This is a genomic window from Ciceribacter azotifigens, assembly GCF_048159625.1.
Lineage (GTDB): Bacteria > Pseudomonadota > Alphaproteobacteria > Rhizobiales > Rhizobiaceae > Allorhizobium > Allorhizobium azotifigens.
Genome location: NZ_JBLQTA010000009.1, coordinates 35,483 through 51,268, shown reverse-complemented (window position 1 = coordinate 51,268; position 15,786 = coordinate 35,483). Strand labels below are relative to the sequence as shown.

Sequence of the window (15,786 nt, the reverse complement as noted above, 5' to 3'; positions counted from 1 at the left end):
GCAAATCCGGCGGCGACAGGCGGGCATCATGCTGGCGGCTCCTGACCCGGGGCCGCTCCGTCACCTGTTAACAGACCGTTAACAGGATCATTTAACAAAGACTTAATGTCGTTGGCAAGGCTTGCCACGTCTCACGGCGACAAAAACGAAAAGGCGGCAAGCCTCGCACAAGGTCGAAAGGCAAATCCGCGCCCCTTGGCGGGGACGCGGATCTATACCGAACGCATCTGACACGTCAGCGCGGGACGAAGTCGCCCCTAGCCAGGACGCCGCTTACTGACGGAAGAGAGTCAGGATGTTTTCGGAAGCTGTGTTGGCAATCGACAGCGCTTGGATGGCGAGCTGCTGCTGGGTCTGCAGAGCCTTGAGGCGCGTCGACTCTTCGTTCATGTCGGCATCGACGAGGCGACCGACACCGGAATCGATGGAGTCGGTTAGTGCCGCAACAAAGTCCTCCTGCATGCCGATGCGCATCGATATGGAACCAAGTGCTGCACCGGCGCTTGTCATGGACTGAAGGCCGTATTCAACGAGAGCGAGCGCCTCCTGCATGCCGGCGGTTGTAAGACCAGTGATATTCAGGTTGTCGATCGACATCGTTCCGATCTCGGTCGCTGCAACGCCCTTAGTTCCGTCATTGTCCCAGTCGACAAAAGCGTCAAAGGTCCCGGAAAGGCTACCGAGGATACCGGAGTTGTAATCGATAATGCCGGACGCATCGCCACCAAAGAGTACCGTCATGCCGTCCGCAGTGGTGGCATCGAGTGAGTAGGAGGTGGTGGACACAGAAACGTTGCCATTAGAGTCGCGGATGAACCCCGAAACGACGGTGACATTTTCGGGTGCTGCCACGGTGTTGGCGCCGGTGGCGACCCAGTTCTGGCCACTGAAGCTCGCCGATTCCGATATGGAACGAAGCTGTTCCTGCAGCTGGTCGATTTCTTCCTGGATCTTGGTTTTGTCGACGCCTTCTTCGGTCGCGGCAACGACCTTCGCCTTGATTTCCTTTACGACTTCGATGGCGCTTTCCATCGCGGCGTAGGCGGTATCGATCTTGGCGGCGCCGAGACCGAGTGCATCCTGCACGGCGGAGAGCGCCATGTTGTCGGAGCGCATGGTGGTCGCGATCGACCAGTAGGCCGCGTTGTCGGAAGCTCCGCCGACACGCAGACCCGAGGAGACACGTGACTGCGTGTCCTGCATGCTGGCATCAATGGTGCGTAGGGTCTGGAGTGCAGCCATTGCTGCGTTATTGGTCAATATGCTGGTCACGGTCGTGTCCCTTGAATGGCTAGTTTTCGGGGGACATCCCGGTTCGTCCGGGGACGATGATATGGCCTAATGCCCTTAACCAGTTCTTCGTCTTGGTTAACTCATCGTAACGTGAGGCCATGTAAACGCCGGATGGTTAACGCTTGGTTAAGTGAAGCTGAAAAAGTCGTTAATGACGAAAAAAGCCGCCCCCGGGGGGGAGCGGCTTTCATGCGTGATAACCCTGATCTTAACGGAAGAGCGACAGAATGACTTCCGAAGAGGAGTTTGCGATCGACAGCGACTGGACGGCCAACTGCTGCTGGGTCTGCAGCGCCTTGAGGCGGGTCGATTCTTCGTTCATGTCGGCGTCGACCAGGCGGCCGATACCGGAGTCGAGCGAGTCAGACAGCTTGTTGACGAAGTCTTCCTGCAGATCGATGCGCATCGAGATCGAACCGAGGTCAGCACCGGCGCTCGTCATTGCGGCCAAGGCTGCATCGACGAGGGTCACGGCTTCAGCCATACCGGCGTTGTCGAGACCGGTGATGTCGAGGGTGTAGACGGACATACCCGCAACCGCGGTGGCAGCGGTTGTGACGGCGGCGTCGGAGGCGTCGAAGTCGGTGGTCGTGTAGGCCGCAGCCGTCAGGCCGAGAATACCCGTTGCAGTGTCGATTGCACCGGTAGCGTCTCCACCGAACAGGAGCGTCAAGCTGCCTGCGGTCGACGCGTCGAGATTATAGCTTGTGGTCTTGACGGCGACGTTGTTGTTGGCGTCGCGGACAAAGCCGGAAACGACGGTAACGTCTACCGGCGTGGTCGAGGTAGTAACGCCACCGGCGATCCAGTTTTCACCGCTGAAGGAGGCGGATTCGGCGATCGACTTCAGCTGTCCCTGAAGCTGCGTGATTTCTTCCTGAACTTTCTTCTTGTCGACGCCTTCTTCTGTGGCGGTGACCAGCTTGGCCTTGATTTCCTTCACGACGTCGATGGCGGATTCCATGCCGGCGTAGGCGGTATCGACCTTCGACGCGCCGAGGCCGAGAGCGTCGCTGACAGCAGACAGGGCCATGTTATCAGAGCGCATCGTCGTTGCGATCGACCAGTAAGCGGCGTTATCGGAAGCTTGGCCGACACGCAGACCGGACGAAACGCGTCCCTGGGTGTCCTCCATGCTGGAGCCGATGGAACGCAGCGTCTGGAGTGCCGACATAGCGGCGATATTGGTAAGAATGCTCGTCATAGTAGTAGCGCCCCTTTAATGGCTGACTAGGAAGGGACATTCCGGTCTCACCGGTAACGGCGCACAGCATCATGCCTGCTAACTGGCTGATTTTTAATAGTTAGCTCGCCGTTTCGATGGGCTTAGATAAAACCATCAAGGTTAATGAAGACCTAAGCAGAGACGGAAAATCGGCGTTTTGGAGAAAAATATGCAACCTTCGCGCGTGCACGCGCGTGCCAGATCATGATTAATAAAACGCAAAGGCCGCGTTCGTTTTCCGAACGCGGCCTTCGTTGTAGCTTCCGTCCCGGTTCAGCCTCCGGGAGGTCAAGCTCTTCCATCCACACAGACCACTGGTCAGCCACCAATGTCGATCGGTGATGGAAAGGCGAACCGGCGTCGAGGTGCCGGGATCACGCTTCCGATTAACGGAAGAGCGTAAGGATGCTCTGCGAGTCGTTGTTGGCGATCGACAGAGCCTGGATAGCCAGCTGCTGCTGGGTCTGCAGAGCCTTCAGGCGGGTCGACTCTTCATTCATATCGGCATCGACCAGACGGCCTATGCCCGATTCAATGGCATCGGACAGCTTGGCTGCGAAATCGGACTGGAGGTCGATACGCGAGGAAATCGAGCCGAGTTTCGCGGCGGCGCTCGTCATTGACGTCAGTGCAGTTTCGACGTCGGTGAGCAGGTTTCCGAGCGCCGTAGTTGTCGTGCTGTTGTTGATCGTGAAGCCGAAAACGCTTGCACTGCTCGCCGCCCCGTTCGCCCCCAGAACGCCGGTTGTCGTATCGATCACGCCGGAAGCGTCCGTGGTGAACAGCAGGTTCGTCGCGTCAAGCGTCAAATCGCTCGTCTTGACCGAAACGGTATTGTCGGAAGCGCGAACGAAGCCCGTGATAACGCTTACCGTACCACCTGCGTTGGCGAGCCAGTTCTGGCCGTTGAACGAAGCAGATTCAGCAACAGACTTCAGCTGTTGCTGGAGCTGGGTGATTTCTTCCTGGATCTTGGTTTTGTCGACACCCTGTTCCTGGGCCGCGACGAGTTTGCTCTTGATTTCCTTGACGACGTCGATCGCCGCGTTCATGCCGGCATAGGCAGTGTCGACCTTGGCAGCGCCGAGACCGAGGGCATCCTCGACAGCCGACAGAGCCATGTTGTCCGAGCGCATCGTGGTCGCAATCGACCAGTAGGCGGCGTTGTCCGACGCCTTGGAAACGCGCATGCCGGTGGAGATGTTGTTCTGGGTCTGCTCCATGTTGGAGGAGATCGAACGGAGAGTGGAAAGAGCCGCCATAGCGCTGGCGTTGGTCAGAATGCTGGCCATAATAATTGTCCCTTTTGACAAGATACTAACGGGGACATACCGGGCTTCAAAAACTACCGGTCAGCGACGGTGCGGCATCATGCCATTTGGTATTTTCTTCGTTACCAGAGCCGTCCTGCGAGAACCAAACTCGCAGCCAATCCTTGCCAACCTCTTAATCCGGAGGGAGGACTACAGGCACAAAAAATCTATGGTAAACAACCACATAATGGTTAACAAAATACCGTCGCGTTCGTTAAACAAACGACCGGACCAAGCTGCCTACGAGGAGATTCCAGCCGTCGATCAGAACGAAGAAGAGGATCTTGAACGGTAGCGAAATCGAGGTCGGCGGCAGCATCATCATGCCCATCGCCATCGTGATGGTGGCAACAATCATGTCGATGACGAGGAACGGCAGCACGATCAGGAAACCGATCTCGAAACCGCGACGGATCTCCGACAGCATGAAGGCGGGAACGAGGACGCGGTAATCGACCTTGTCGCCGGTGATCGCCGTCTGGCCCCGCTCGTTGGCAATGTCGACGAAGAGCTTCAGGTCCTTGTCGCGCGTGTTCGCGGCCATGAACGTGCGAAACGGTTCGGCGATGCGCTGGACGGCTTCAGCCTCGGTCACCTGGTTGTCGAGCAGCGGCTGGACCCCGTCCCGCCAGGAACGGTCCATCGTCGGCGCCATGACGTAGAAGGTCATAAACAGCGCCATGCTCGTCAGGATCATGTTGGAGGGGGTCGTCGCGAGCCCCATTCCGGAGCGCAGGATCGAGAAGGCGATCACGAAGCGGGGGAAGCTCGTGACCATGATCAGGATGCCTGGGGCGACGGAAAGGACCGTCAGCAGTCCGAAGGTGCGGATGATCCACGCCGCGACAGATCCGTCGATCGGCGCGTTCAGCAGGTTGGTCGGAAACTGCTGGGCGTGTGCAAGTTCCGGCACCGTCATCATGACGGCGAGCAAGAAGACGAATCGAATCATTCGATAACAAAGGTCCTGAACATCACTTTCGATACCCGCCCTTCGGAGCGAAGGTCAACACGCTCCTCGATGTCATCCCGCAGATACTGAAAACCGCGCGGGCCTTCCACCTGCTGCAGCGAGACCGTGCGCACATAGGCGAGGATGTCCTGATGGATCTGCTCGGCGAGCGCAGCATCGGGCACTCCCTTGAACATCAGCGCGACTTCGAGGCGGATCCAGCTTTCGGATGGATAGGCGAGGTTGGTGGTGATCGGCTCGAGCTGGACGACTCCGTTCGCCTCCGTCGCGATGCGGGCGAGGCCCTCCTCGGCCTTGCCTCCGTGGGCGCCCGCCTTCGCATCCTCCGTCCCCGCCTCGGCCTCCTGCGCGGCCTTGATGTTCGGAGCGATCATGGTGCCGACCAGCCAGCCGCCGCCGCCGCCGACAACCGTCAGTGCCGCGACCGCGGCAAGCATCAGCACGAGCGGCGACTTCTTCTTCGCTCCGGTTTCTTCCGCTTCTTCCATTGTCTCCGCGTCCGCTCCAGTTCGCTGCCTCGCCGACCTCAGATCGGCGAGAACAGATCGACGACCTGCTGGCCGACCGGCGGCTGCTGTACCTCGGTCAGGCGACCACGTCCGCCATAGGAGATCCGGGCTTCGGCGATGCGGTCGTAGGAAATGGTGTTGTCCGCATCGACATCCTGCGGCCGGACGATACCGGCGACGTTGAGGATACGGATCTCGTGGTTGACGCGCACCTCCTGCGAGCCGCTGATCAACAGGTTTCCGTTTTCGAGGATCCCGGTGACGACGGCGGCAACAAGGAGCGTCAGCTTCTCCGACCGTGCGGTCGAGCCCTTGCCCGCGGTGCTGGTATCGGAACCCGAGGAGAGATCGCCGGTCGTGACCGGTGGCGTCCAGCCGAACAGGTCAGCCTGCGTCGCCCACTTCATCCCGCTCGAATTCGTGCGGCTGCGGTCCGTCTCGTTCTTGAACGAGGCCCGATCGTTGATCTGGATGTTCACCGTCAGGATGTCGCCGACGTTGATCGCGCGCGAATCCTTGAAGAGCGCCGCCTGGGAATCGCTCCAGAGCGAATAGCCGCTCGCCACCTGACGCGGCTGCTTCGGATAGAGCGCCATCTGCGGCGTCTGGCTGTAGCGCAGGCCACTGCCGATCGGGCTCATCGACGGCGCGTTGCCGATCTCTTTCAACGTCTGGCTCTGGCAACCGGCCAGGAACAAAACAGCCAGAACGGCCGAAAAACGCTTCGTCATGAGGGGTCCCTCGAAGTGGTAGGATCGGCTGCGCTCGACATGACCCCCGCAACGATGGCAGCCTTCTCGGCATTCATCTCGCTCAGGATCTGGCTCGACTGACGCGCCGGCAGTTTCATGACGATCGCGGCGGCGAGAACCGGGTCGATCTGTTCCAGCTGAGGCGCTGCCGCGTCCGCCTTCATGTTCTTGTAGATCTCGATGAGATTGACCTCAGCCTGCTTCATGAAATCATTTCGGCGCTTCAGCCAGTCTTCGTATTCGGCCTTGCGCTGTTCGAGGATGCCGATCCGCCGGTCGACATCGGCCTGCAGCTTCTCGAGCTCCTGCTTCTGGAGCAGATAGCGCTGATCGCGCGCCGGGTCGGCGATGCTGGTGCAGAACTGCTGGATTTCCTGCTGCGTCGCGCCACCGGCCGGCGGCGAGAGTACGGCGACATCCTCGGCAAGAACGACGCCTTGCGGCGCCACAGTCAGGAAGGCCGCCAGCGCAACAGTTCCGGTCAGCGAGTAACGGTTCTTACGATCGATGCTTTCCATCATTGCAGGACGAGCTCCGCCTGAAGGGCGCCGGCCGACTTGATCCCCTGGAGGATCGCGATGATGCCGTCGGGCTTGACGCCGATATTGTTCAATCCGCTGACGAGGGTCCGCAGGTCCGGGCCGTCGACGATGGCAATCGGGCCTCCGTCCTTCTGGGCAAGGATATCCGTCTGCGGCTGCACCGCCGTCTGGCCACGCGAGAACGGCAGCGGCTGAACGATCTGCGGCGTTTCCGTAACCTGGACGGTGAGCGTGCCGTAGCTTACGGCGACCTTCGAGACACGGACCTCGGCGCCGATCACGATCGTACCCGTTCGCTCGTTGATGACGACCTTGGCGGGTGAATCCGTTTCGACGACGAGGTTCTCGATCTCTGCCATCAATCGCGCGAGATCGGCCTGACGCGGCTTCTGGACGACGACCTCCTGGGAATCGCGTGCTTCGGCGATGGGGCCGCCGTAGCGCGATCCCGCATAGGCATTCACCGTCTCGGAAATCCGGATCGCGGTGGTGAAGTCGGGATTTCTCAGCTGCAGGACGAGATTGACCGAATCCTTGAACTTGGACGGCAGCTCACGCTCGATGATCGCGCCATTCGGCACGCGGCCGGAGGTGGTAACACCTTCTGTGACGCTTGCCGCCTGCCCCTGCGCGTTGAAACCCGACACGATGACCGAACCTTGCGAGACGGCGTAGATCTGGCCGTCCGCGCCGGTGAGCGAAGTCATCACGAGTGTGCCGCCTCGCAGCGAAGACGCGTCGCCGAGCGAGCTTACGGTCGCGTCGATCCGGCTTCCGGGGCTTGCAAAGGGCGGAAGCGTGGCCGTCACCATGACCGCTGCAATGTTCTTGGCGTTCGACTGGCCGCCCTGCGTCGAGATGCCGAGGTTCTGCAGCATGGCCCGCAGCGACTGTTCGGTAAACGGCGAGGACCGCAGGCTGTCGCCGGTCCCCTGCAGCCCGACCACGAGACCATAACCGATCAGCTGGTTGTCACGTCCCGACTGCAGGGAGGCGATGTCTTTTATGCGCGAGGCGGTCGCCGCGTCGGCGCCGGAGACGCAGGCCAAGCCGAGAAACAAGCTGAACAGGGCCAGCACGCCTTTCCGTAGCAAGTTCATTTCGCCATCACCTGTACCGTACCGTCTGCCATTACCGTGCCGCTGACGATCGCACCGGAATCGATGTTGCGAACCTTGATGACATCGCCGACTCCGGCATCCGTCAGTGGCGTTCCGGAGGCCGAAATCACCATGTTGCCGAGCGCGAAGGTCAGGCGAACACTGCTGCCGCGCTTGATCGCATAGGCTTCGCGCAGCCCCGACAAGGGGATCGTCCGGCCCTGCAACAGGGTTCGCTTGGTCACCATGCCAACCACCTCGTCGACCGAGCTCGCATAGCCCCCGGCCAGGTTGGGATTCGTGACCTTCACTTCCTCGACCTGCGAAACGGAGATCGTCTCGCCGGGATAGATGGTCTGCATCGGCACCACCGCATAGCCGTCCTTCGCCGCGGCCGGCGGGGTCTGGCCGAGCACGAAGGACGCTGCAAGCACCGACTGCGCCATCGCGCTTGCGTATCTGGTGATCCGGCGAAACCTCATGTTTGCCTGCCTCCCGCCTACTTCAGGTTCTTGCTGACGATTTGGGCCATTTCGTCGGCGGTCTGGATGACCTTCGAGTTCATTTCATAGGCGCGCTGGGCGGAGATCATGTCGGTGATCTCCCTGACCGAATCGACGTTTGAGGATTCGAGATAGCCCTGCTTCAGATAGGCGAAGCCAGGGTCTTCGGGCGCAGCGACGATCGGTTCGCCGGAGGCCGCGGTCTGCGCGAAAAGGTTGTCGCCGAGCGGCTTTAGGCCCGCTTCGTTGACGAAGTTGGCAATCGTGAGCTGTCCGAGCTCCGTAAAGTCGCTACTGTTGCCGACGCGCGCGGAAACCATGCCGGTACGGCTGATAACCACTTCGCTGGCATTTTCCGGAACGGTGATCGCCGGCGAAACGGCATAACCGTCGATGGTGACCAGCTGGCCATCGGCATTGGTATTGAAGGCGCCCGAACGACTGTAGAGGATCGTGCCGTCGGGCGACTCGATCTGGAACCAGCCGCGGCCGACCAGCGCCACGTCCAGTTCGTTCGAGGTCTGCGCGAGCTCGCCCTGGGTATGGATATTGCGAACCGCGGCCGTCTGCACGCCGAGGCCGATGTTCGCGCCCTCCGGCACGATGGCCTGGTTGGCGCGGTTAGCGACGCCCTGAGTGCGCTCCGTCTGGTACAGCAGGTCGGCGAACTCGGCACGCGCACGCTTGTAACCGGTCGTGTTGATGTTGGCGATGTTGTTGGCGATGACCTCGAGATTGGTCTGCTGGGCATCCATGCCGGTGGCCGCGATTGCGAGCGCTCTCATGTGTCCGTCCTTGGTCCGCTAGATCTGCATCTTGGTGATTTCGAGATAGGCCGTGACGATCTTGTCGCGCAGCGCGATCGCCGTCTGCAGCGACTGTTCCGCGGCCAGCACGGCATCGACGACCTCGCGGGTGTTGGCCGTGCCTTTGATGCCTTCGAACGAAGTCACTTCCGCCTGCTTCAGGTTGTTGACTGCATCGGTAGCCAAGCTCCCCAGCACGCCGGCAAAACTCTGTCCCGTCGCGGCACCCGGGGTGACGCCGTCCGCCTGCCCTGTGGACGTGGTAACGGACTCGCCCGAAAAGAAACCAAGTCCAGAGGAGCGCGAAAGGGAGGTTACGTCTTCAGTCTTCTCAATCATTGCGAAGCTTTCAGGAGGTTGATGGTCGAGGAGATCAGGTCACGCGTCTGCTTGACCGTCTGCAGGTTCGCCTCGTAGGTGCGGTTGGCCTCACGCATGTCGGCCATTTCGATCAGGACATTGACGTTCGGCATCTTGACGTAGCCGCGCTCGTCCGCCGCCGGGTTGCCGGGATCGAATTCCTCGATGAAATCGGAATCGTCTTCGCCGAGTCTTTTCACTCCCACGAGATCAGCGCCAGTCACCTTGTCGAGCTCGGCTCCGAAGGTGACCGTCTTGCGCCGGTAGGGCTCCGCACCGGGCGTGTCGCCGGTCGAGCGTGCGTTGGCGATGTTCTCGGAGACGACGCGCAGGCGAGTGGACTGGGCCTCCAGTCCACTGCCGGCGATCTTGAGGGCAGCTGACAGCGGATCCATGACTTACCTCTTAACAGTCATCAGCATCATGCGATGAAAGGATGTGACCAGAGCCGTGTTGAGCTGATGCTGGCGACCGATTTCGCCCGCTTTGCTGAGCTCGTCCGCCAGCGCGACGCTGTTGCCGGATTCGAGGACGCCGATCTCCTCGTTGAGGTCAGCTTCACGAACTTCCACGTCGTCGCCATACGCGCTCGCTGCGAGATGGGCGGGATGGGTCCTCGCCATGCGCGGCACCGTCTCGTCGAGCACCGCACTGAAGGGGGTAACCTCCTTGGCGCGGAATTCGGGGGTGTTTGCGTTGGCAATGTTGCTGGCCACGACCTCTTGGCGAATGGAAAGCCATTCGGCTTGCCTGGAGGCCAGAGCGAACAACTGGATAGGCTGCATAGGCTTCACTCCGTCATCTTCTGGATGTGAACCTACGCACGTAATCTTGCGTGGGACTTACGGGTAGACGAGCGTCAATCGGGCTCGTAGACGGCGCCCGTGGAGCTGACGATCACCCACTTTCCATCGCGCTGTTCCAGCGTCGCGACACGGCTGTTGTCAGGGAGAATCGAGCCGACGCGCACGATGTACATGCCGGAATTGTCCTCGATCAGGGCGCGGCCGTTGGCGACATGCAGCAGGCGGAAACCACTCTTGCCGGGGAACGGTTGCTGCTCTTTCAGTTCCTTGCCGGCCGCATTTTCCTTGCCGATCTTGGAAACCGTCGCCGTCACCAGCGGATCGGTCTTCGGCCAGGCGACCTTCGGACCGCCGTCGTCCTTGTCCACCATTGCAAGCGGCGAGACACTGAAGACGTTGCGCCCGGGCGTTTCCGGCAGATCACGTGTATGATCCATCTCCGCGACGCGAATACCGAATTTCTCTTCGTTGAAGAAGACGTACCAGGGGAAGAATGCAGCCGCACAGGCGAGTACAACCCCCGAGACCGCGAGAACGCGGTCGGTTGTCGACATTGCGCGCGGAGTCTGCGGCTTCGGGGACCCTACCCGCTCGTCGGTATCGAATTCGGTCACGGTTATCCCCTCAGTTTTCCGACTACGGCCGGCAACGGCTGCGTCGCGGCCTGCTTCAATGCACTGGCAAGATCGGCGTAGGCGTCGATCGTCGGCCTTTCCCCGGGGGCCTGCTTCAGCACCTCGTAGATCACCGGTACCTGCTTGATCGCCATATCGAGATCAGGATCGCTACCTGCGCGATATCCCCCGATCAGGCGCAGGTCGCGGGTTTCCTCGAACCGGTGGATGAGCGTCTTCAGGCGGGAGACCAGCTTCTCCTGATCTTCGCTCCAGGCCCTGCGCGCAAGGCGCGAAATCGAGGAGAGCGGGTTGATCGGCGGATAGCGTCCCTCTTCTGCGAGCGAACGATCGAGCACGACGTGACCGTCGAGAATACCGCGCGTCGAGTCGGCGATCGGATCGTTGTGATTGTCACCGTCGACGAGGATCGAAATGATGGCGGTGATCGTCCCGGAACCTTCGGTGCCAGGCCCCGCGCGCTCGAGGAGGCGCGGCAGCTCGGTAAAGACAGAGGCGGGATAGCCGCGCGCCACAGGTGGTTCACCGGCCGCCATCGCCACCTCGCGGATCGCGTGGGCGAATCGGGTAACGCTGTCGACGATAAAGAGGACATTCTCACCACGGTCGCGGAAGTGTTCGGCAATCGTCATGGCGGCGAGCGGCGCCATCTTGCGCAGCATCGGGCTTTCGTCGCTGGTGGCAACGACCGCGACCGACTTCTTCATGTTCGGACCGAGCGTATCCTCGATGAACTCGCGCACTTCGCGTCCACGCTCGCCGACGAGTGCGATGACCACCTTGTCGAAAGCATCGGCCCGCGCCAGCATCGACAGAAGCGTCGACTTGCCGACGCCGGAGCCTGCGAAGATCCCGAGGCGCTGGCCGAAGCACAACGGCGAGAAGATGTCGATCGCCCGCACGCCCGTGCGAAAGCCCTGCTCCACGCGCCGCCGCGCCATGGACGGCGGAGCGCCGTTGGAGACCGGGCGGCGCAGCAGACCGGGAGTGAGCGGCCCGCGACCGTCGATCGGCTCGCCAAGCGCGTTGATCGTGCGGCCGCACCAACTATCATCGGGGGCAATCCGGAAGGCGCCCTTGCGAATGACGAGGTCATGGATGCCGATCGGTTCGCCCGGCTCGATCGGGCAGACATAGGCGACATCGGGCTCCACCCGCACCACTTCTCCGAGATGGATACCCGTCGGGCTACGATGGGCGACGAATTCTCCGAGCCTGACGTGCCGCGAAAGTCCCGCCACCGTGTAATGGCCGGCGGCGATTGTGCGGACGCGGCCTCCGTGGGTCACGGAGAATGCGGGATCTGCGTAGCGGGCGGCCAGCCCTGCGAGCTGGGTCAGTTTGCCGGAAAGGGCGAACTCGGCGGAGGCGGAATCAGACATGGCTCAGCGACCTCAGCTCGATCCGCCGAGCGTCTTGATCGCATCGTTCAGCGAGCCCTCGCTGTCGCGCATCAAGGAGCTGATGCTCTCGAAGGCCCTGTTTACCTGGATGAGCTGGGTGATCTCGCTGATGCCGTTGACGTTGGAATTTTCCAGATAGCCCTGCACCACGGAAATCTGGCTGTTGTCGACGACCGGTCTCGGCTGGTCGACGGTGGTAACGCCGCTGTTTTCATAACGGACGAACCCCTTGGTGATATCGGCGGAGAAGACACCGAGGACTGCGACCTGACGATCGTCCTGCAAAATCTTGCCGTCCTGGCCGACTGTCGGGGGACCGCCGGCGCGGTTGAGCTGGATCGGGGCGCCGCCTGCGTCGAGCACCGGATAGCCGCGCAGGGATACGAGTTCCCCCGTCTCCTTGATGGTAAACCGCCCGTCGCGCGTCAGGACCTGCCCTGCCGGCGTGTCGATCGCAAACCAGGCATCGCCCTTGATGGCGAAGTCCAGCTCGTTGCCTGTGTGCTGCAATTCGCCGGCTCGCGTCGAGAGATAGTCGTTACCCTGCGAGACGAAGGCAATCTTGGCGTTGAGATCGTTGTGGGTCCGGCTGAGGACTTCGTCGAATTTGACCTCGGTGCCACGAAAACCGACCGTGTTCACGTTGGCGATGTTGTCGGCAATAGTCGTAAGGCGCCGTTCGAGGGCGACCTGAGACGACAGGGCAACATAGAGTCCCGATTGCACTTAGCTGCCTCCGAGCTTGAGAGAGTTGATTGAAATGAGAAGATCGGGCGAGATGCCGTATCCTGAAGAGGAACCGAACACCGCGAGCGGATCATAGTTTTCGGACGGGTGCTGCAGTTCCCACATTGCGGTAAACCGCTCGAGGAATAGGCCCGTCTTTTCCGGATCCTGGAAATCCTTGACGTCGATCATGCGACCGATGGCGGCGGCTTGCTGGTCGATGTTCGAGCCAGCAAACTCCTCGGGCAGGCCCAGAGCCGTGCGGACAACCTGCGACAGTGCGTCGTCGGCGAGAATGTCCATCACCGAGGTGATGTTCGGCGCAGTCCGCTCGAAATAGAGAGCGAGCCGCACGCCCGTGTTGTCGGCGCCGGCCTGCTCTTCGAGCGTCTGGCGCATGTACTTGTCGACAACGCCTTTCTGGGCCCTGGTGAACGCGGTCGCAGCCTCGCCCTGCTCGGCAAAGTTCAGCGATTTCACAAGCTCCGAATAGCGGCCGTCGGCAAGCTGGTTGGCAAAGGCTTCCTTGTCGGCGATACCCTCGGTCAGGACCTTGCGGATGAAAGCCTTGGCGTAGGCCATGTCTTCGAGGCCGTGCGCCTTCAGGGCATAATTGTAGAGACGGCTGTCGGCCATGAAGTCGTCGATGGACTTAACGTCGCCGATCTTCGAAAGATAGTATTCCGTCTCCCTGGAGACGTCAGGGGCCTTCGCCACGCGTTCAAGGGAACCCGTAAGGTCACGGGTGATCAGCTGGTAGCTCGCATAAGTCGTCGTCACGGTCTTTTCCGCCTCTGGTGGACAATCGGGTCAGGCGTCCGTTATCGCCCTTCTTGCGGCAAAAGGCTTGTGCGAAGCTTTCTCTCGGTTCACAAACCATGAACCCCGCGGCATTCAGCCTCACGCAAGGCAAGGTCCGTATCGCTAGACCTGAAAATAACTGTCACCGCGGGCGCGACATGAGCATCATAATCGGACTTGTTATCAGTTTAGGCTGTATCCTCGGCGGCTACATGGCTATGGGCGGGCATGTCGACGTCCTCATGCAGCCCTTCGAACTCATGATCATCGGCGGCGCGGGTCTCGGCGGTTTCATCATGGCCAACCCCATCAAGGTGGTGAAGGACTCCGGAAAAGCCGTTGCCGAAGTTCTGAAGAACTCTGTTCCGAAAGAAAGGGACTATCTCGACGTGCTCGGGGTCCTCTATTCCCTGATGCGCGACCTGAGAACCAAGTCTCGCAACGAGATCGAAGCCCATATCGACAATCCCGACGAATCGTCGATCTTCCAGGCGGCGCCCTCGGTGCTGAAGAACAAGGAACTCACCGCCTTCGTCTGCGACTACGTCCGCCTCATCATCATCGGGAACGCCCGCTCCCATGAGATCGAAGCGCTGATGGACGAGGAAATCAACACGATCCTCACCGACAAGATGAAGCCCTACAACTCCATCTCGGTCATGGGTGACAGCTTCCCGGCCATCGGTATCGTCGCGGCGGTTCTCGGTGTCATCAAGGCGATGGGGAAGATCAACGAATCGCCGGAAGTCCTCGGCGGGCTGATCGGCGCCGCGCTCGTCGGCACCATGCTCGGGATCATCCTCTCCTACTGCGTCTGCGGCCCGCTGGCTGCACAGATCAAGTCGGTGCGCACCAAGCAGCACCGCCTCTACATCATCGTCAAGCAGACGCTGCTCGCCTACATGAACGGTTCCGTGCCGCAGGTCGCACTGGAATACGGCCGCAAGACCATCTCCTCGCATGAGCGTCCGTCCATCGATGCCGTCGAGCAGGAAATGATGAACCCCGGCGGCGAGAACAAGGCAGCGGCATGACGATGGCGATGACCGAGAACAAGCCGCAGTCGGCAATGGATAAGGCTCTGCTCGCGCGCCTCACTGGAGGACTGGGCGACAGGAAGACCGTCGAAAAACTCTGCAGCGATTTTGGCCACCTCTTCACCGAATTCCTGCCGGACGTCTTCCATAGCGAAACCGGTCTGCAGGTCGAGGTCCATTACAATGGTCACGAGGCCGGCCTGATGAGCGAACTCATCGCCGAACTCGGAGACAACGTTGCGCTGGCCGACGGATCACTGCGCAACTGGAGCCCCAACTTCGTCATCGGCTGCGGCAACGCCTTCGTCATCACGCTGATGGAGAACCTTCTGGGGGCGCTTCCCGAAACGATCGAGGAGCCGATCCGGCGTCCTCTTTCGCGCATAGAGCTCGACCTCTCCGTCATGGTGACCAGCAAGATCGCCAGCGTACTGCGCTCAGGCATCGACGTGCCCGGCTCCTTCGAGCCGCAACTCGGACGCCCGCACAACGCCGAAGACCGTCCGAAGCCGGAGGAAGATCACGTCGACGAGTACGGCGCCGTCATCAAGATGGGCGTCGAACTCGGCCCCGTCGCCTCCGAATTCTACGTGGTGATCCCGCAGAAGACCCTGCTGAAGACCGTGGTCACGGTGCCGAAATCCAGAAGCCAGGCGGGCCAGAGCCGCAAGGAATGGGCCGAACAGATGGCAGAGCAGGTTCGCCGCTCTCAGGTGAAACTGCAGGCGCGAATTCAGTTGCAGTCGCTGACACTCGACACGATCTCCCGCCTGGCGGCGGGCGACGTGATCGCCTTTCGCGATCGTGGCGACGTCATGGTCGACGTCAGTGCCAACGGCAAGAATCTCTATCGCTGCGAATTCGGGCGGGCGGGAGAACACTACACGGTACGCGTCAAGGACAACGTCAGCAGCGAAGACGAAATCCTGAGACATCTCATGGGCTAGCACATCAACGCTTCACCAAGGCAGGCTGAGGCAAGTTTCGACAGGAATTATGACG

At 60.8% G+C, this 15,786-nt stretch carries 19 protein-coding genes; 2 read left to right on the top strand and 17 right to left on the bottom strand.

Annotated elements, in window-relative coordinates; all coding sequences use genetic code 11:
- Positions 1-273: 273 nt before the first annotated feature.
- The 17 genes from ACM6UT_RS14155 to ACM6UT_RS14075 all read right to left on the bottom strand — a co-directional run bounded on the left by ACM6UT_RS14155 (position 274) and on the right by ACM6UT_RS14075 (position 13,726).
- A complete protein-coding gene (locus ACM6UT_RS14155; RefSeq protein ID WP_416797988.1) occupies positions 274-1,272 on the bottom strand; it encodes a flagellin N-terminal helical domain-containing protein in 999 nt (332 codons plus the stop codon).
- Positions 1,273-1,501: 229 nt separating this feature from the next.
- Entirely contained in the window at positions 1,502-2,497 is a 996-nt protein-coding gene (locus ACM6UT_RS14150; protein WP_416797987.1) for a flagellin N-terminal helical domain-containing protein, read from the bottom strand.
- Between the two features lie 407 nt (positions 2,498-2,904).
- Positions 2,905-3,810 carry a flagellin N-terminal helical domain-containing protein gene (locus tag ACM6UT_RS14145; protein ID WP_416797986.1) on the bottom strand — a complete coding sequence of 302 codons (906 nt, stop codon included), beginning with the start codon at positions 3,808-3,810 and terminating at the stop codon, positions 2,905-2,907.
- 235 nt (positions 3,811-4,045) lie between these two features.
- Positions 4,046-4,783, bottom strand: coding sequence for a flagellar type III secretion system pore protein FliP (fliP, locus tag ACM6UT_RS14140; protein WP_416797985.1), 738 nt, complete (start codon positions 4,781-4,783; stop codon positions 4,046-4,048).
- On the bottom strand, positions 4,780-5,292 hold the full coding sequence (locus ACM6UT_RS14135; RefSeq protein ID WP_416797984.1) for a flagellar basal body-associated FliL family protein: 513 nt from the start codon (positions 5,290-5,292) through the stop codon (positions 4,780-4,782). The genes fliP and ACM6UT_RS14135 overlap by 4 nt, the downstream gene beginning before the upstream one ends.
- A 38-nt stretch (positions 5,293-5,330) precedes the next feature.
- Positions 5,331-6,044, bottom strand: coding sequence for a flagellar basal body L-ring protein FlgH (gene flgH / locus ACM6UT_RS14130; protein ID WP_416797983.1), 714 nt, complete (start codon positions 6,042-6,044; stop codon positions 5,331-5,333).
- On the bottom strand, positions 6,041-6,586 hold the full coding sequence (locus ACM6UT_RS14125) for a MotE family protein (protein WP_416797982.1): 546 nt from the start codon (positions 6,584-6,586) through the stop codon (positions 6,041-6,043). The genes flgH and ACM6UT_RS14125 overlap by 4 nt, the downstream gene beginning before the upstream one ends.
- Positions 6,583-7,707, bottom strand: a complete 1,125-nt coding sequence (locus ACM6UT_RS14120) for a flagellar basal body P-ring protein FlgI (RefSeq protein ID WP_416797981.1) — start codon at positions 7,705-7,707, stop codon at positions 6,583-6,585. Before ACM6UT_RS14120 ends, ACM6UT_RS14125 begins: the two co-directional genes overlap by 4 nt.
- Complete coding sequence (gene flgA / locus ACM6UT_RS14115; RefSeq protein ID WP_416797980.1) at positions 7,704-8,189, bottom strand: flagellar basal body P-ring formation chaperone FlgA; 486 nt, start codon at positions 8,187-8,189, stop codon at positions 7,704-7,706. The genes ACM6UT_RS14120 and flgA overlap by 4 nt, the downstream gene beginning before the upstream one ends.
- 17 nt (positions 8,190-8,206) lie before the next feature.
- Positions 8,207-8,995, bottom strand: coding sequence for a flagellar basal-body rod protein FlgG (flgG, locus tag ACM6UT_RS14110; protein ID WP_416797979.1), 789 nt, complete (start codon positions 8,993-8,995; stop codon positions 8,207-8,209).
- Positions 8,996-9,013: 18 nt separating this feature from the next.
- A complete protein-coding gene (locus tag ACM6UT_RS14105) occupies positions 9,014-9,355 on the bottom strand; it encodes a flagellar hook-basal body complex protein FliE (RefSeq protein WP_416797978.1) in 342 nt (113 codons plus the stop codon).
- The gene (gene flgC / locus ACM6UT_RS14100) at positions 9,352-9,771 is read right to left on the bottom strand and encodes a flagellar basal body rod protein FlgC (RefSeq protein WP_416797977.1); all 420 of its coding nucleotides are present in this window, start codon (positions 9,769-9,771) and stop codon (positions 9,352-9,354) included. The genes ACM6UT_RS14105 and flgC overlap by 4 nt, the downstream gene beginning before the upstream one ends.
- A 3-nt stretch (positions 9,772-9,774) precedes the next feature.
- On the bottom strand, positions 9,775-10,161 hold the full coding sequence (gene flgB / locus ACM6UT_RS14095) for a flagellar basal body rod protein FlgB (RefSeq protein WP_416797976.1): 387 nt from the start codon (positions 10,159-10,161) through the stop codon (positions 9,775-9,777).
- Positions 10,162-10,235: 74 nt separating this feature from the next.
- Entirely contained in the window at positions 10,236-10,796 is a 561-nt protein-coding gene (locus ACM6UT_RS14090) for a flagellar protein (RefSeq protein ID WP_416797975.1), read from the bottom strand.
- A 2-nt stretch (positions 10,797-10,798) separates the two neighbouring features.
- Positions 10,799-12,199, bottom strand: coding sequence for a flagellar protein export ATPase FliI (fliI, locus tag ACM6UT_RS14085; protein WP_416797974.1), 1,401 nt, complete (start codon positions 12,197-12,199; stop codon positions 10,799-10,801).
- Between the two features lie 12 nt (positions 12,200-12,211).
- Positions 12,212-12,946 (bottom strand): flagellar basal-body rod protein FlgF, encoded by a 735-nt coding sequence (gene flgF / locus ACM6UT_RS14080; protein ID WP_416797973.1) that lies wholly within the window; start codon positions 12,944-12,946, stop codon positions 12,212-12,214.
- The gene (locus ACM6UT_RS14075; RefSeq protein WP_416797972.1) at positions 12,947-13,726 is read right to left on the bottom strand and encodes a DUF1217 domain-containing protein; all 780 of its coding nucleotides are present in this window, start codon (positions 13,724-13,726) and stop codon (positions 12,947-12,949) included.
- A 179-nt stretch (positions 13,727-13,905) separates the two neighbouring features.
- On the opposite strand from ACM6UT_RS14075, the gene motA reads away from it, so the two are divergent.
- Positions 13,906-14,781 carry a flagellar motor stator protein MotA gene (motA, locus tag ACM6UT_RS14070; RefSeq protein ID WP_416797971.1) on the top strand — a complete coding sequence of 292 codons (876 nt, stop codon included), beginning with the start codon at positions 13,906-13,908 and terminating at the stop codon, positions 14,779-14,781.
- The gene (locus tag ACM6UT_RS14065; RefSeq protein ID WP_416797970.1) at positions 14,778-15,731 is read left to right on the top strand and encodes a FliM/FliN family flagellar motor switch protein; all 954 of its coding nucleotides are present in this window, start codon (positions 14,778-14,780) and stop codon (positions 15,729-15,731) included. Before motA ends, ACM6UT_RS14065 begins: the two co-directional genes overlap by 4 nt.
- Positions 15,732-15,786 lie beyond the last annotated feature (55 nt).

What these genes read in the sequence shown, in the direction of transcription:
- ACM6UT_RS14150 (WP_416797987.1), bottom strand. Translation starts at nt 2,497, where the DNA reads ATGACGAGCATTCTTACCAATATCGCCGCTATGTCGGCACTCCAGACG.
- ACM6UT_RS14145 (WP_416797986.1), bottom strand. Translation starts at nt 3,810, where the DNA reads ATGGCCAGCATTCTGACCAACGCCAGCGCTATGGCGGCTCTTTCCACT.
- fliP (WP_416797985.1), bottom strand. Translation starts at nt 4,783, where the DNA reads ATGATTCGATTCGTCTTCTTGCTCGCCGTCATGATGACGGTGCCGGAA.
- ACM6UT_RS14135 (WP_416797984.1), bottom strand. Translation starts at nt 5,292, where the DNA reads ATGGAAGAAGCGGAAGAAACCGGAGCGAAGAAGAAGTCGCCGCTCGTG.
- flgH (WP_416797983.1), bottom strand. Translation starts at nt 6,044, where the DNA reads ATGACGAAGCGTTTTTCGGCCGTTCTGGCTGTTTTGTTCCTGGCCGGT.
- ACM6UT_RS14125 (WP_416797982.1), bottom strand. Translation starts at nt 6,586, where the DNA reads ATGATGGAAAGCATCGATCGTAAGAACCGTTACTCGCTGACCGGAACT.
- ACM6UT_RS14120 (WP_416797981.1), bottom strand. Translation starts at nt 7,707, where the DNA reads ATGAACTTGCTACGGAAAGGCGTGCTGGCCCTGTTCAGCTTGTTTCTC.
- flgA (WP_416797980.1), bottom strand. Translation starts at nt 8,189, where the DNA reads ATGAGGTTTCGCCGGATCACCAGATACGCAAGCGCGATGGCGCAGTCG.
- flgG (WP_416797979.1), bottom strand. Translation starts at nt 8,995, where the DNA reads ATGAGAGCGCTCGCAATCGCGGCCACCGGCATGGATGCCCAGCAGACC.
- ACM6UT_RS14105 (WP_416797978.1), bottom strand. Translation starts at nt 9,355, where the DNA reads ATGATTGAGAAGACTGAAGACGTAACCTCCCTTTCGCGCTCCTCTGGA.
- flgC (WP_416797977.1), bottom strand. Translation starts at nt 9,771, where the DNA reads ATGGATCCGCTGTCAGCTGCCCTCAAGATCGCCGGCAGTGGACTGGAG.
- flgB (WP_416797976.1), bottom strand. Translation starts at nt 10,161, where the DNA reads ATGCAGCCTATCCAGTTGTTCGCTCTGGCCTCCAGGCAAGCCGAATGG.
- fliI (WP_416797974.1), bottom strand. Translation starts at nt 12,199, where the DNA reads ATGTCTGATTCCGCCTCCGCCGAGTTCGCCCTTTCCGGCAAACTGACC.
- motA (WP_416797971.1), top strand. Translation starts at nt 13,906, where the DNA reads ATGAGCATCATAATCGGACTTGTTATCAGTTTAGGCTGTATCCTCGGC.
- ACM6UT_RS14065 (WP_416797970.1), top strand. Translation starts at nt 14,778, where the DNA reads ATGACGATGGCGATGACCGAGAACAAGCCGCAGTCGGCAATGGATAAG.